The 12,625-nt window shown below is 66.5% G+C and carries 11 protein-coding genes, 2 tRNA genes, 1 other RNA gene and 1 riboswitch; of the genes, 5 read left to right on the top strand and 9 right to left on the bottom strand.

The genetic code is table 11. The features are described 5' to 3' along the window. Positions 1-59 precede the first annotated feature (59 nt). The 3 genes from HMPREF1023_RS10285 to rnpB all read right to left on the bottom strand — a co-directional run bounded on the left by HMPREF1023_RS10285 (position 60) and on the right by rnpB (position 2,110). The gene (locus tag HMPREF1023_RS10285) at positions 60-740 is read right to left on the bottom strand and encodes a DUF2461 domain-containing protein (RefSeq protein ID WP_009306230.1); all 681 of its coding nucleotides are present in this window, start codon (positions 738-740) and stop codon (positions 60-62) included. Further along, on the bottom strand, positions 733-1,608 hold the full coding sequence (locus tag HMPREF1023_RS10280; protein ID WP_009306229.1) for an RNA polymerase sigma factor: 876 nt from the start codon (positions 1,606-1,608) through the stop codon (positions 733-735). The genes HMPREF1023_RS10285 and HMPREF1023_RS10280 overlap by 8 nt, the downstream gene beginning before the upstream one ends. Positions 1,609-1,750: 142 nt before the next feature. Continuing rightward, positions 1,751-2,110: RNase P RNA component class A (gene rnpB / locus HMPREF1023_RS15045), an RNA gene on the bottom strand. A 54-nt stretch (positions 2,111-2,164) separates the two neighbouring features. Between rnpB and HMPREF1023_RS10275 the strand changes: the two genes are divergently transcribed. The 5 genes from HMPREF1023_RS10275 (at position 2,165) to thiD (ending at position 6,554) form a co-directional block, all read left to right on the top strand. Beyond that, positions 2,165-2,803 carry a thiamine diphosphokinase gene (locus HMPREF1023_RS10275; RefSeq protein WP_009607773.1) on the top strand — a complete coding sequence of 213 codons (639 nt, stop codon included), beginning with the start codon at positions 2,165-2,167 and terminating at the stop codon, positions 2,801-2,803. A gap of 23 nt (positions 2,804-2,826) precedes the next feature. Further along, a riboswitch (TPP riboswitch) is annotated at positions 2,827-2,953 on the top strand. Then, entirely contained in the window at positions 2,915-4,240 is a 1,326-nt protein-coding gene (thiC, locus tag HMPREF1023_RS10270) for a phosphomethylpyrimidine synthase ThiC (protein ID WP_035576661.1), read from the top strand. Its footprint overlaps the riboswitch before it by 39 nt. Positions 4,241-4,243: 3 nt before the next feature. Further along, the gene (gene thiM, locus HMPREF1023_RS10265) at positions 4,244-5,080 is read left to right on the top strand and encodes a hydroxyethylthiazole kinase (protein WP_009306226.1); all 837 of its coding nucleotides are present in this window, start codon (positions 4,244-4,246) and stop codon (positions 5,078-5,080) included. Between the two features lie 10 nt (positions 5,081-5,090). Further along, positions 5,091-5,741, top strand: a complete 651-nt coding sequence (gene thiE / locus HMPREF1023_RS10260; protein WP_009306225.1) for a thiamine phosphate synthase — start codon at positions 5,091-5,093, stop codon at positions 5,739-5,741. A 30-nt stretch (positions 5,742-5,771) separates the two neighbouring features. Further along, complete coding sequence (thiD, locus tag HMPREF1023_RS10255) at positions 5,772-6,554, top strand: bifunctional hydroxymethylpyrimidine kinase/phosphomethylpyrimidine kinase (RefSeq protein ID WP_009306224.1); 783 nt, start codon at positions 5,772-5,774, stop codon at positions 6,552-6,554. A gap of 203 nt (positions 6,555-6,757) precedes the next feature. On the opposite strand, the gene HMPREF1023_RS10250 is transcribed toward thiD, so the two are convergent. The 6 genes from HMPREF1023_RS10250 to HMPREF1023_RS10225 form a co-directional block, all read right to left on the bottom strand. Then, positions 6,758-8,401, bottom strand: a complete 1,644-nt coding sequence (locus HMPREF1023_RS10250) for an amidohydrolase (protein ID WP_009306223.1) — start codon at positions 8,399-8,401, stop codon at positions 6,758-6,760. A gap of 30 nt (positions 8,402-8,431) precedes the next feature. After that, positions 8,432-9,484 (bottom strand): MBL fold metallo-hydrolase, encoded by a 1,053-nt coding sequence (locus HMPREF1023_RS10245; RefSeq protein ID WP_009306222.1) that lies wholly within the window; start codon positions 9,482-9,484, stop codon positions 8,432-8,434. A gap of 181 nt (positions 9,485-9,665) precedes the next feature. Further along, positions 9,666-9,742 (bottom strand) — tRNA-Glu (locus tag HMPREF1023_RS10240). A gap of 31 nt (positions 9,743-9,773) precedes the next feature. Beyond that, positions 9,774-9,847 (bottom strand) — tRNA-Gln (locus tag HMPREF1023_RS10235). A 174-nt stretch (positions 9,848-10,021) separates the two neighbouring features. Next, positions 10,022-10,762 (bottom strand): CDGSH iron-sulfur domain-containing protein, encoded by a 741-nt coding sequence (locus tag HMPREF1023_RS10230; protein WP_009306221.1) that lies wholly within the window; start codon positions 10,760-10,762, stop codon positions 10,022-10,024. Between the two features lie 110 nt (positions 10,763-10,872). Beyond that, positions 10,873-12,270 (bottom strand): CCA tRNA nucleotidyltransferase, encoded by a 1,398-nt coding sequence (locus HMPREF1023_RS10225; RefSeq protein ID WP_009306220.1) that lies wholly within the window; start codon positions 12,268-12,270, stop codon positions 10,873-10,875. Positions 12,271-12,625: the final 355 nt, after the last annotated feature.

The raw sequence follows: 12,625 nt of genomic DNA, 5'->3' as shown, positions 1-12,625 counted from the left end.
ATGGCTATCGTTTTGCGCCCAATCGAACGGGGTGCGCCGGGGCCGGGCCGCAAACCGCCCTAGCGCGTCGGCATCGCGAAGCCTTTCAGCGCCTCGTTCAGGTACTCGTTGAACGTCTTCATGGCCGCGAAGCTGTCCAGCAGCGCGCGGCGGCAGGCCTCGTCGTCGGCGACGACGGCATCGTCGAAGTGCTCTTCCACCGCCCAGCACTTGCACTTCAGGTACTCAGCGGCCGGGCTCTGCGGGTCGTAGCCCTTCGGCACGTTCTTCAGCGGCATGCCGACGAACCGGAAGCGCTCGGCGAACCCCGGCGCCTCGACGATGTCGAGGAAGGCCTGCGGGTCGGCTGCGATGCGGTCGCGCACCATGCGCGTGGCGTCCTTGAAGTGCGGCGCGAACAGGCCCCCTCCCGCGAACGACCCGCCCGGCGTCACGCTGACGAAGTACCCCACGGGCACCGGCATGCGCCCGGCGGGGGAGATGTGCGCACGGAACGTCGGATTGTACGGCGACTTGTCGTCGCTGAACCGCGTGTCGCGGTTGATGCGGAACGCGAGGTCCTTGGCATCGAGCGCCGCCAAGCACGGCTCCGTTTCCGCGAGGTCGGCTATGCAGCCCTGCACGAGCTCCAGAAACGCGTTCTGCGCCTCCTTCTTCCGCTTCTTGTGGGCGTGCATCCAGTCGAGGGAATTGTTCTCGCGCAGGTCGGCCAGGAAATCCAGCATGAGGACGTTAGGCATGGGAGGCCTCCTTGCCGGCGTTCACCACGGCGTCGAAGCTGGCGGTGCCCATGCACGCTTCCAGCAGCTCCTTGGCGCGCGGCGTGGGGCGGTAGGAGGGAAGCCGGTCGAACAGGCTGGCGTAGCCGTCCATCTCGTCCATGGCGTCGACGAAGGCGTCCTGCGCGCGCTCCTCCTCGGTGAGCTCGAGGTACTCCAGGTTGTGCGGGGCCAGCCGATGCGTGGCGATGGCGAAGTTCACGCGCCGCTCGCACGAGCACGTCTCCGCGCCGCCGTGCTGACAGTACGCGCCCAAAAACTCGGCGACCGTCTTGCGGGCGCGCGACAGGCGCTGGCGGTACGCCTCGGGCGTGATGCCCAGCACGTCGGCCGCGGTGGAGCTGTCCACCTTGAACATGGTGCCCAGCACGTAGGCGCAGCGGCTGTCGGCGTCGAGGCACTGCAGCATCACGTTCGTGCACGACAGCTTCAGCTCACGCGCCAGCATGCCGCGGTCGACCCCTTCGGACAGGTCGGGGACGTCCTTCGCGCGCTCGTCGACGATGTCGGCCCCGTACATCTCGAAGCTGAACGGGGCGTTCGCGAACTGATGCGTGCGGCAGTCCTTGAGGTGGTTCACGGCGATGCGGTACACCCATGTGGAGAACGCGCTCTCCTTGCGAAACGTCGAGAGCCGGGTCATGATCTTGACCGCGATCTCCTGGCTCGCGTCCTCGGCGTCGTGGACGGTGCCCAGGAACCTGAGCGCAAGGTTGAACACGAGCCCGCTCGTGGACCGCAGCAGTTCCTCCAACGCCTGGCCGTCGCCTACGATGGCCTTGTCCACCAGGTCGAGCTGCGCTTCTTTCGATAATTCTTCGCGATGCATGGTGCCGCCTTCCGCGAAAGGCCCGCCGGGCGCTTCCGCTCGTCACGTCGTCGGCCGGGCGCTCTGCGATGCGCCCGATGCCTTCCTTCGATAGGTTAGACGGTCGAATGTCGGAAGTGTGACGGAAAACGTGGAAAAAAAGAATGCGAGCGGGCCGGTAAGCCGGGTTCTGTCGTTGGACGACCATTTATCTCGAACGCCTGTCGCCAGACGCCTCTAGCACGCAACCCGAACGTACGGCGGGCAACCGTGTCGCGTTCCTATTTGCGCTTGCTCCAGATGGGGTTTTCCAAGCCGCGCCGTTGCCGGCGCGCTGGTGCGCTCTTACCGCACCGTTTCAGCTTTTCTCCCGTTTCTGCGCGCCGAAGCGCGTGTTCGCGGGGGAGTCTTCTTTTCTGTGGCACTTTCCGTCGGGTCGCCCCGCCCAGCCGTTAGCTGGCATCTTGCCCTATGGAGCCCGGACTTTCCTCACGCCGAAGCGCGCGATCGTCTGGCCCGCTCGCGTATGGTATTCTATCACGATCGGTACGGCTCGAAGGTAAGGAAAGTGTGGAACATGGCTACGTGCGCGCTCGTGGGGGCGGTCGATTTCAACGCGGAGGACTTCAAGGCCCGCCAGGCGGCCGGGGAGTTCGACTATGTCATCGCGGTGGACGCGGGCTTCGCGCACCTCGAGGCCATTGGTGCGGTGCCCGACATGGCTGTGGGCGACTTCGACTCGCTCGGCTATGTGCCGAAGTGCCGCCGCGTGTCGCGCCACCCGGTCAAGAAGGACAAGAGCGACATGGAGCTGGCCATGGAGAAGGCGTTGTCCTGGGGCCACGACGAGCTGATCGTCTACGGCGCGCTGGGAGCGCGGCTCGACCACACGCTGGCGAACCTGCAGCTGTTCGCGAAGTTCTCCGAGCGCGACGTGTACGTGACCGCCGTCGCCGACACGTACGCCGTGCGGCTGCTCACCGGTCCCGACGTGTTCGAGCTGCCGGCGCTTGGCGGGGGAACCGTGTCGGTGTTCTCGGCCAACGACATGGCGCGCGGCGTCATCGAGCGCGGCATGGAGTACTCCATCGACGACGAGCCGTTGTCGAACCGCACCTCGCGCGGGCTGTCGAACGAACTGACCGGCGAGGAGGCCACTGTAGCCGTCGAGGAGGGCACGCTGTACGTGTTCTACCCGCTGGCGTATACTGGTTAAACGCTCCGTCGCATGCGCGACGGCTTGACATACCGGGGAGCTTGCAGCCGCATCGCGGCCGGACAGGCTGAGAGGAAGCGCCGATTCACGCTTCGACCCGAGGAACCTGACATGGGTAATGCCAACGAAGGGAGTTCTATGACGCAGATCGACGCGGCACGCGCCGGCACCATCACCCGCGAAATGGCCATCGTGGCCGAGAAGGAGGGGCGCGACCCCGAGTTCATCCGCGAGGGGGTTGCGGCCGGGCGCATCGCCATCCCCGCCAACATCCACCATACCAGCTTGTCGCCCGAAGGCGTGGGCGGCGGCCTGCGCACGAAGGTGAACGTGAACCTGGGCATTTCGGGCGACGTCGCCGACGAGGCCGAGGAATGGAAGAAGGTGGACGTGGCGCTGGAGCTGGGCGCCGAGGCCATCATGGACTTGTCGAACACCGGCAAGACGCACGCGTTCCGCAGCGCGCTCATCGAGAAGTCGCCGGCCATGATCGGCACCGTGCCCATGTACGACGCCATCGGCTATCTGGAGAAGCCGCTGATCACCATCACGGTGGAGGACTTCCTCGACGTGGTCCGCGCGCATGCAGAGGACGGCGTGGACTTCGTCACCATCCACGCGGGCATGAATCGGCGCACCATCGAGTCGTTTCGCGAGACGGGCCGCCTCACGAACATCGTGAGCCGCGGCGGGTCGCTCATCTTCGCGTGGATGGAGGCCACCGGCAACGAGAACCCCTTCTACGAGTTCTACGACGAGGTGCTGGCCATCCTGCACGAGCACGACGTGACCATCAGCCTGGGCGATGCCATGCGGCCCGGCTCCACGTACGACGCCACCGACGCGGGGCAGATCGCCGAGCTCATCGAGATCGGCAAGCTCACGAAGCGCGCATGGGACGCGGGCGTGCAGGTGATGGTGGAAGGCCCCGGGCATATGGCGCTCGATGAGATCGCCGCCAACATGAAGCTGGAAAAGCGGCTGTGCCACGACGCGCCCTTCTACGTGCTGGGGCCGCTGGTCACCGACATCGCGCCGGGCTACGACCATATCACGGCCGCCATCGGGGGCGCGGTTGCCGCGGCTTCGGGCGCCGACTTCCTCTGCTACGTCACGCCGGCCGAGCATCTGCGCCTGCCCGACGCCGCCGACGTGCGCGAGGGCCTCGTGGCCACGAAGATCGCCGCGCATGCGGCCGACATCGCGCGCGGGGTGCCCGGAGCGCGCGACCGCGATAACCGCATGAGCGACGCTCGGCGCCGCGTGGACTGGGAGGGCATGTTCGCCGAGGCGCTCGATCCGGTCAAGGCGCGCCGCTACTTCGAGAGCGCTCCGCCCTCGACCGACGGCACCTGCACCATGTGCGGCGAGATGTGCGCCATGCGAACCGTGAACACCATCATGGACGGCCTGACGGTCGATCTCGGGAAGGAGTAGCCTATGGAACCGTTCGCTTTGAAGAGGGCCTTGGACAACGTGCGGGCGACGACGCCGCTCGTGCATAACATCACAAACTACGTGACGGTGAACGACTGCGCGAACGCGCTGCTGGCCATCGGCGCAAGCCCCATCATGAGCGACGAGCCCGCCGACGTGTTCGACATCACGTCCATCTGCGGCGGCCTCACGCTGAACATCGGCACGCTCAGCGAGCGCTCCATCCGGGGCATGTTCGCGGCCGGCGAGCGTGCGAGCGAGCTGGGCCATCCCATCGTGCTCGACCCGGTGGGCGCCGGGGCGTCGGCTCTGCGCACGCGCACGGCTTCCGACCTGCTGGACAAGCTGGCCGTGTCCGTCGTGCGCGGAAACATGTCGGAGGCGAAGGCGCTCGCAGGCGGCGCGGCGGCCACGCGCGGCGTGGACGTGTGCCCCGGCGATGCGGTCACTGAGGACAACCTGGCGGCCGGCGCGGCGTTCGCGCGCGACTTCGCCGCGAAGACGGGCGCCGTCGTGGCCGTCACGGGCGCCATCGACATCGTGGCCGACGCCGAGCGCGCCTACGCCGTTCGCAACGGCAGTCCCCTCATGGGCCGCATCACGGGCGCCGGCTGTATGCTGTCGTGCGTGTGCGCGGCGTTCGCGACGGCGAACCCCGATGCGCTGCTCGACGCCACGGTGGCCGCCGTCGCCGGCATGGGGCTGGCAGGCCAGATCGCCCAAGGCCGCATGGGCGGCTACGACGGCAACGGGTCGTTCCGCACGTACCTGCTGGACGCCCTGTACAACCTCGACGGCGATGCCCTGGAAGCGGGCGCGCGGGTCGAAGAGCTAGCATAAGGAGGAGCGCATGTACCCGAGGGAGAACCTGCGCCGGGCGATGGCGCTGTACGCGGTCACCGATCGCGCGTGGCTGGGCGAGCGCACGCTTTCCGCGTGCGTCGAAGAGGCGCTTGCGGGCGGTGCGACGTTCGTGCAGCTGCGCGAGAAGGACGCTCCCCAGGCCGAGGTGGTGCTGCGCGCCCGGGCGCTCGCGCCGCTCTGCCGCGAGGCGGGCGTGCCGTTCGTGGTGGACGACGACGTGGAGGCGGCTCGCATCGCGGGCGTCGACGGCGTGCACGTGGGGCAGGATGACGCCGCATGCGTCGAGGCGCGCGAGAAGCTGGGGCCCGACGCCATCGTGGGCGTGTCGGTGCAGACGGTGGAGCAGGCGTTGGTCGCCCAGGCCGACGGCGCAGACTACTTGGGCGTAGGAGCCGTGTTCGGCACGCCCACGAAGCCCGATGCCGCCGACGTGGGGACGGACGGCCTTGCCGCCATCTGCGCCGCCGTCGATATTCCCGTGGTGGCCATCGGCGGCCTGAACGAGCGTACGATCCCCGAGCTCGCGGGGACGGGAGCCGACGGCGCGGCGGTGGTGTCGGCCATCTTCGCGGCTGAGGATATCGAGGAAGAGACGCGTCGTTTGCGGGCGGCGGTGCAAGCAGCGCTCGGCGCATAGCCGACGCTCGCCGATAGAAAGGAAAGCGCTATGGAAGCAGTGCTCAGCATCGCGGGTTCGGATTCCAGCGGCGGCGCGGGAATCCAGGCCGATATCAAGACCATCGCCGCGCACCGCCTGTTCGCCGAGACGGCGATCACGGCGCTCACCGCGCAGAACACGCTGGGCGTGACGGGCGTGCTCGACGTCGATCCGGCGTTCGTCGCGAAGCAGATCGACGTCGTGTTCGAGGATATCCGGCCTGCCGCCGTGAAGGTGGGCATGGTGTCGTCGGCCGCCATCATAGAAGCCGTCGCCGACGCGCTCGAGCGCCACGCAGCCGCCAATATCGTGGTCGATCCCGTCATGGTGGCCACGAGCGGCGCCCGCCTCATCGGCGACGATGCGATCGAAGCTTTGAAGGCGCGCCTATTGCCGCTCGCGGACGTGGTCACGCCGAACATGCCGGAGGCTGCGGTGCTGGCCGGGTTCGAGGTTGTAGACGAGGCGTCGATGGAACGCGCCGCGCTGCGCCTTGCCGAGGCGGGGACGGGCGCTGCCCTCGTGAAGGGCGGTCATCGCCATGATCGCGCCGACGACGTGCTGGTCACGGCGGAGGGCGATGTCGTGTGGCTGCGCGCGCCGCGCGTCGACACCGAGAACGCCCACGGCACGGGCTGCACGCTCTCGTCCGCCATCGCCTGCGGGCTTGCCAAGGGTCTTCCGATGGAAGAAGCGGTGCGCGCCGCAAAGGACTACGTTCGCGGCGCCCTCGCCGCCGGCCTCAACCTGGGAAAGGGAAGCGGCCCCCTCGACCACATGTGGGAGTATTAGGTTCCGGCGGCCTTCCGGCCGCCGGAACATGCCGATGCTGCGGCCGCCCATGGCACCCGATCTCGCGGCGATGCCGAGGGCTCGCGTACCGAGGTACGCTTCACCCTCGCCATCCCCACGATCTCGGGCACCATGGCCGCCCTCGCTGACTTACTACGCCGACCTGCGCGCCCGTTTCGCGCTTAGCGCGAAGCTCCGATCCGTCACCGCTCGAACACGCACGTCCCGCCCATGAAGGTGGCCAGCACCTTCGTCTTCTGGATGTCGTCGGTGTCGCAGGCCAGCAGATTGCGGTCGAGCACGGCGATGTCGGCCAGCTTGCCCGCTTCCAGCGTGCCCAGCTCGCTGCTACGTCCTGCCGACGCAGCACTGCCCTGCGTGTAGGCGCGCAGAGCTTCGGCCATGCCGATGCGCTCGTCGGGCAGCCATCCGCCTGTCGGCTCGTGGGTGCCCGGGTCCTGCCGCGTTACCGCGCTGTACAGCACGTCCATCGAGTTCACACCTACCACGGGCGAGTCCGTGCCGAACGCCAGCACCGTGTTGTCGTCCAGCAGCGTGCGGAAGGGCCACATGTACGGAACGCGTTCGGGCCCCAGGTCGCGCTCGGGGCCGCCGGGATCCAGCGTCATGTGAGGAGGCTGCACGGCGGCCACCACCTGCAGATCGGCCAGTCGCTTCATATCCCCGGGCAGGAAGTTCTCCAGGTGCTCCAGGCAGTTTCGCTGCCCCTCCGGCAGCGGTCCGAATTTCGCGCGCGCCTCTTCGAAGACGTCGAGCGCCGCATGGATGGCCGCATCGCCGATGGCGTGGATACGCACGGGGAAGCCTTGTTCGGCTGCGGCAAGCACGTAGCGTCGCATGATCTCGGGATCTACCGTGGGTCGGCCGCAATCGCCTTCGACGTGCGCGTTCGCGTACGGTTCGGTCACCCAGGCGGTATGCTGGCTCGACACGCCGTCGAAGAACTGCTTGAAACCGGGTGCCTGCAGGCACGGACCCGTGTAGCGCGCACGCATGTCCTCGAAGCGGCTCATGTCGTCGAGCAAGGTGGGGAAGAGGTGCACGCGCGCGGTCAGCTCGCCGCGCTCCAGCAGGGATGCGTGCACGTCGTCCCGGATGAAGTCGAGCCCCGGATGGGCCATGAGCGACATGTCGCATACGCTGGTCACGCCGTTCTCGGCCAGCCGCGCGAAGAAGCCGCGGTAAGCGTCGGCCACCTCCTCGTCGGTGAACGACCCCATGATCTGCGGCATCAACTCCATGGCGGCCGCCTCGCGCACGATGCCGGTCAGCTCGCCTGTCTCGTCGCGGTCGTAGGAGCCGCCTGCCGGCGGCACGCTGTCGCGCGTGAGCCCCAGCTCGTCGAGCGCGGCCGAGTTCAGCCACAGCGTGTGCGCGTCTCCCGAGTACAGCGCCACGGGACGCGTGGGGAACGCTTCGTCCAGCGAGCGCTTCGACGGCAGCACTGGCGGGTTCCAGCGGTATTCGCGCCATCCTTGTGCCAGAAGCCAGCCGTTCGGCCGGTCTTTCGCGAACGCTTGCATGCGCGCCACGCAGTCGGTCTCGCTTTCGCCCAGAAACATGGTCGCCAAGGGCGAGGAATACACGGCCGAATGGAAGAAGTGCAGGTGCGAGTCGTGAAATCCCGGAACCACGAGCGCGTCTCCGAAGTCGCGCACCTCGGGCGCGCCCCCGCCTGCGTTCGCCTCGAGCGCGAAGGCGCGCACGTCCTCGCGCGATCCGACGGCGACGATACGATCGCCCGCGACGGCGATGGCCGCAGGTCGGGCGACGTCGCCGACTCCTGTGAACACGTTTCGGCTCTCGATGATCAGATCGATGCGCATGTGATGCTCCCTTCTATCGCGGCTGCGGCGCTACGGCAGCTCGAAACGGTACTCGTCGCCGCAGATGGTTTGCTTGATCTTGCCTTCGCACACGAGGTGCACGAGGTGGGCCATCGTCTCGCCCATCGAGAAGAACTTCTGGTCGAGCGGCCATTCGTTCCAATTCTCGTAGCGCCACTTGGCATGCGACGATATCGATACGATGTCGTCGTGGCCGGCGGCCACGAGGTCGTACAGTTCCTGGAGGCGCTCCCCATGATGCGCTATCAGGAACATGACGCGTTCGCGCAGTCCGGTGTAGGGCGTTCCGTGAGCCGGAAGCACCAGATCGACGTCGTACGAGTACATCTTCCCCAAGCTCTCCAAGAACTCCTCGAGGGCGTTGTACGCGGGGAACCACGACGAAACCGACGGCGTTATGCGCTCCAGCACGTGGTCGCCGATGATCATGAGCTTGCGGTCGGGCTCGTACAGGCAGATATGCCACGGATCGTGTCCTGGCGTTTCGATCACCTCGAACGAGAAACTTCCGGCGCGCAGCACATCGCCTTCGTGCAGGTAGATGAGATCGGGCTTGCACGTCAGCGGCAGCAGCTCGGCCGATATGTGCAGGCGATGCTTGCCCTTGCGGAACACGAGCCCGCTTTGCTGCGGCGTCGCCGCCTTGCGAAGCAGGGGGCCGAACACGTTCGCTTGCATCTGCATGAGATTCTCCACCTCTTTGAACGAGTGGAGGTTCGCATACACGCGCATACCGTCGCGGTAGATCCGATCGAGATTGCCCGTATGGTCGGGATGGGAATGCGTCAGGACGATCTCGACGGTGTCCCAGGTTCGCCCGAGGGATTCCAACGCCTTGTCAAGCGCCTTCTCGCATGCCGGGTGGTTGAAGCCAACGTCGATGATCGTAGTCGTCTCGTCTCCAAGGACGATGTAGGAGTTCAGCGCCTGCAGGGGGTTATGGGGAAGCGGCACGCGTACGCGGTAGAGCCCGGGACAGATCAGCAGGGGCTCGCCGAACGGCAGTTCCGCAGGGGCGCCAGCTGGCGGGGTCTCGGGTGCGCGGTTCTGTTCTTGCTCCATGAGGTTTCCTTTTCTCTTCGTTCGCCGCCATTGTACGACAGCATGCGCGGCCGGCGGTAGAAGGCTTTAGGCGAGAAGGGCGTAAGGCACCGTAATTCCGCAAGATGGCACATTTTGGCACACGAAAGACGATCGAAAAGAAAAAGGCCAGGAGCTTGTGCGCTCCTGGCCTGCAATTTCTTGGTAGCTCCGACCGGATTCGAACCGGCGACCTCCGCCTTGAGAGGGCGGCGTCCTAAACCGCTAGACGACGGAGCCACATAGTGCGCTGTGCAGTATACCGTAAAAATGGCTGGGGTGGAAGGAGTCGAACCCTCACATACGGTACCAGAAACCGCTGTCCTGCCATTAGACGACACCCCATCGGCTAACCGATGTGCTCCTGTTGTTTTGAACAACAGTCGCAAGCGCGAGTTGGTATATTACGGGGTATGCGGCGCTTCGTCAAGCCTTATCGGCAAATTATTTTGGAAAAGTTGATGAATTGGATGGTCGGACAGGACGCAAGCGTGCGATTTCCCGGCGTTTACCAGGTGTTTATCCGTTCAAACCGTCTTCGTAGCCCACGGTCACGTGCATGGCGTCGCAGAAGGGCTTGTTGCGCGACGCGCCGCAGCGGCACAGCGCATAGCGGTTGCGTAGCTCGTACTCGGTGCCGTCCGCGCCGACGAGCGGGATGCCGCCGCGCACGTACAAAGGGCCGCTCACGCCTTCCTCGGGGTCTTCGAGCAGGGCGATGGAGGGGCCGAGCTCCGGCTCGTACATCGCTCCGGTCTCCGAATCGACGTGCACGAGCCTTCCGGCTGGGCAGTCGGTGGACTCCTGGACAGCCTCGCGCTTCAGGCGCTCGTCGCCGGACAGCTCGGTGAGCGTCCATACGTCGCCGTCCTCGCGGTGGCAGAAGCGGGCGAACGCGCAACGGTTGTCATCGTACAGCGTCACCCCGGGGCCAGGGTAGATGTCGGCGCGCTCCTCGAACGACGCGCGCGACGCGGTTTCCGCGCCGTGGAAGCCGGCGGCAACGTGCGAGCCGTCGCAGAACGGCGGCGTGCTCGTCTGCCCGCAGCGGCACAGCGCGTAGGTTTCCTGGTGGGGAAAGGCGCGCGCCGTGCGGTACTCGCGATGGCCGCCGACGGGGGTGATGACCTCCTGGGTCAAGGGCACCCCTCCGTTTACGAGATACGGTCCGTTGAGGGATATCGTGATGCTCATGCGATCGACGGGGGCGTCGACGGCGGCTTCCGGCTGCGACTGGGCGGTTGCGGAGGGTGTGGTCATGAGGTGCCTCGCTTTCCAGGGATGATCGTGATGAGCGTATGTCAGTATAGAAAGCGAACGCGTGCAGCGATCGGCATGCGGGAAGCCGTCACCGGGCGGTGGCTCGGCCGTTATAGAGGGGCTCGATCTTCATGCTCGGCACGCCATTCCTCTATGAAAGCGCGCAAAGCGCACGCCTTGTTGTCGATGCGCTCGTCCATGACGGCGTCGAGCGCATCCGACAAGGCGAGGCCGACGAGGGGACCCTGCGGCACGCCGAGCTCGATGACGTCGCGACCGTCGATGGCTAGCTTCTTCAGCGAGAACGCCTCGTCGGCGGCGAGGATCTCGGACAGGATGCGCTCCAGCTCGTCGGCATCGGACACGCGGTCGATGCAGCGAGGCGCCTGGCCGCGCGCGTCCCCGCGTTTGAGGTCGCACAGGGCGGCGAACAGCTCGACGTTGCCGCCCAGGCGCGAAAGCGCGCGCTTCACGGCTTTCGGCGTGCGATCGATCACGTCGTCGTGGCGTTCGACCAGCGTCAGCACCTGTGCGGCGAACGCCGACGACAGCGCGAGTCGGCCCATGATGCCGCGCGCCAGCATCACGCTGATGGCGGCGTGCCCGTAGAAGTGCCCCGTCCCGTCTTCGTCGGTGAAGAACGCCGCGGGCTTGCCCATGTCGTGGAACAGCGCTGCCCAGCGGACAAGCGGGTAAGGCGGCACGCCGTCCAGCACGCGCGCTGTGTGTTCGAGCACGTCGTATATATGGTACGGCGTGCGTTGCTCGAAGCCTTTCATGGCCACGAGCTCAGGAAGCACGGCAGCCAGCACGTCGACCGTGGCCGTGAGCGCGCGTCCGGCATGCTCTCCAAGCAACAGGCGCTGCAACTCGTGGGTGATGCGCTCGGTGGAGATGCGGGGCAGCAGCCCCTTGTTCGCCAGCATGCCTTCGAAGGTGTTCGGATCGATGGCGAAGCCCAGCTCCGCGGCGAACCGGCAGGCGCGCAGCATGCGCAGGGCGTCTTCGGAGAAGCGCCGATCGGGATCGCCTACGGCTCGGATGATCCGCGCCTCCAAATCGGCGTGTCCGCCGTAGGGGTCGAACAGGCCGCGCGCAGGGTGATAGGCTAGGGCGTTCATCGTGAAATCACGGCGCGCGAGATCTTCGGCGATGGTGCGCACGAACGATACCTGGTTCGGATGACGCGCGTCGGCATAAGCGCCGTCGCTGCGGTACGTGGTGACTTCCAGCGCCTGTTCGTCGACGATCACGGTGAGCGTGCCGTGCGCGGTTCCGGTCTCGTGGGTGCGATAGCCTTGCCCTTCGAAAACGCGCTGCACGTCCTGCCAGTGAGCCTGCGTGGCGATGTCGATATCGGAGGAAGGCCGCCCGAGCAGCGCGTCGCGGACGTATCCGCCCACTATCCACGTCTCGAAGCCGGCGTTTTCGAGCGCATCGAGGGCGGCAAGCGTGCGCTGCGGCAAAGGGATGACGACGGTCGGATCGAGGTCGGGCTGGTTCGGCATGGCGCAAGCTCCTTTCATTCGCTTCCTATACTAATATAAGCGAGCGTTCGTCCTAACCGCAAAACCATGCGGTCACGACTTCGTCGGCCCGACGGCACGAAGCCCTTGTCCGAAAAAAACCCGAAATGCCCCCTTGCGCCCGGGGCCGGAAGCGGGTAACATGCTCGGGCTGCCTTCTCCGCGGGAGAGGGGGAGGGCGGCGGCGGGGCCCCGCGGCCCCCCGGCGCCGGAAGGCGCCGGGAAAAAAAGTCCGAGAATCTCGAAAAAAGTTCTTGACGGCGGGGCAACGGACGCGTAATATATCTCCTTGCGCTTCGGGTGGAACCGAAAGCGACGGGGCCCCGGGAGGGGCGCC

Source organism: Eggerthella sp. 1_3_56FAA (genome assembly GCF_000185625.1).
Lineage (GTDB): Bacteria > Actinomycetota > Coriobacteriia > Coriobacteriales > Eggerthellaceae > Eggerthella > Eggerthella lenta.
This window is presented reverse-complemented; position numbering and strand designations above follow the sequence as displayed.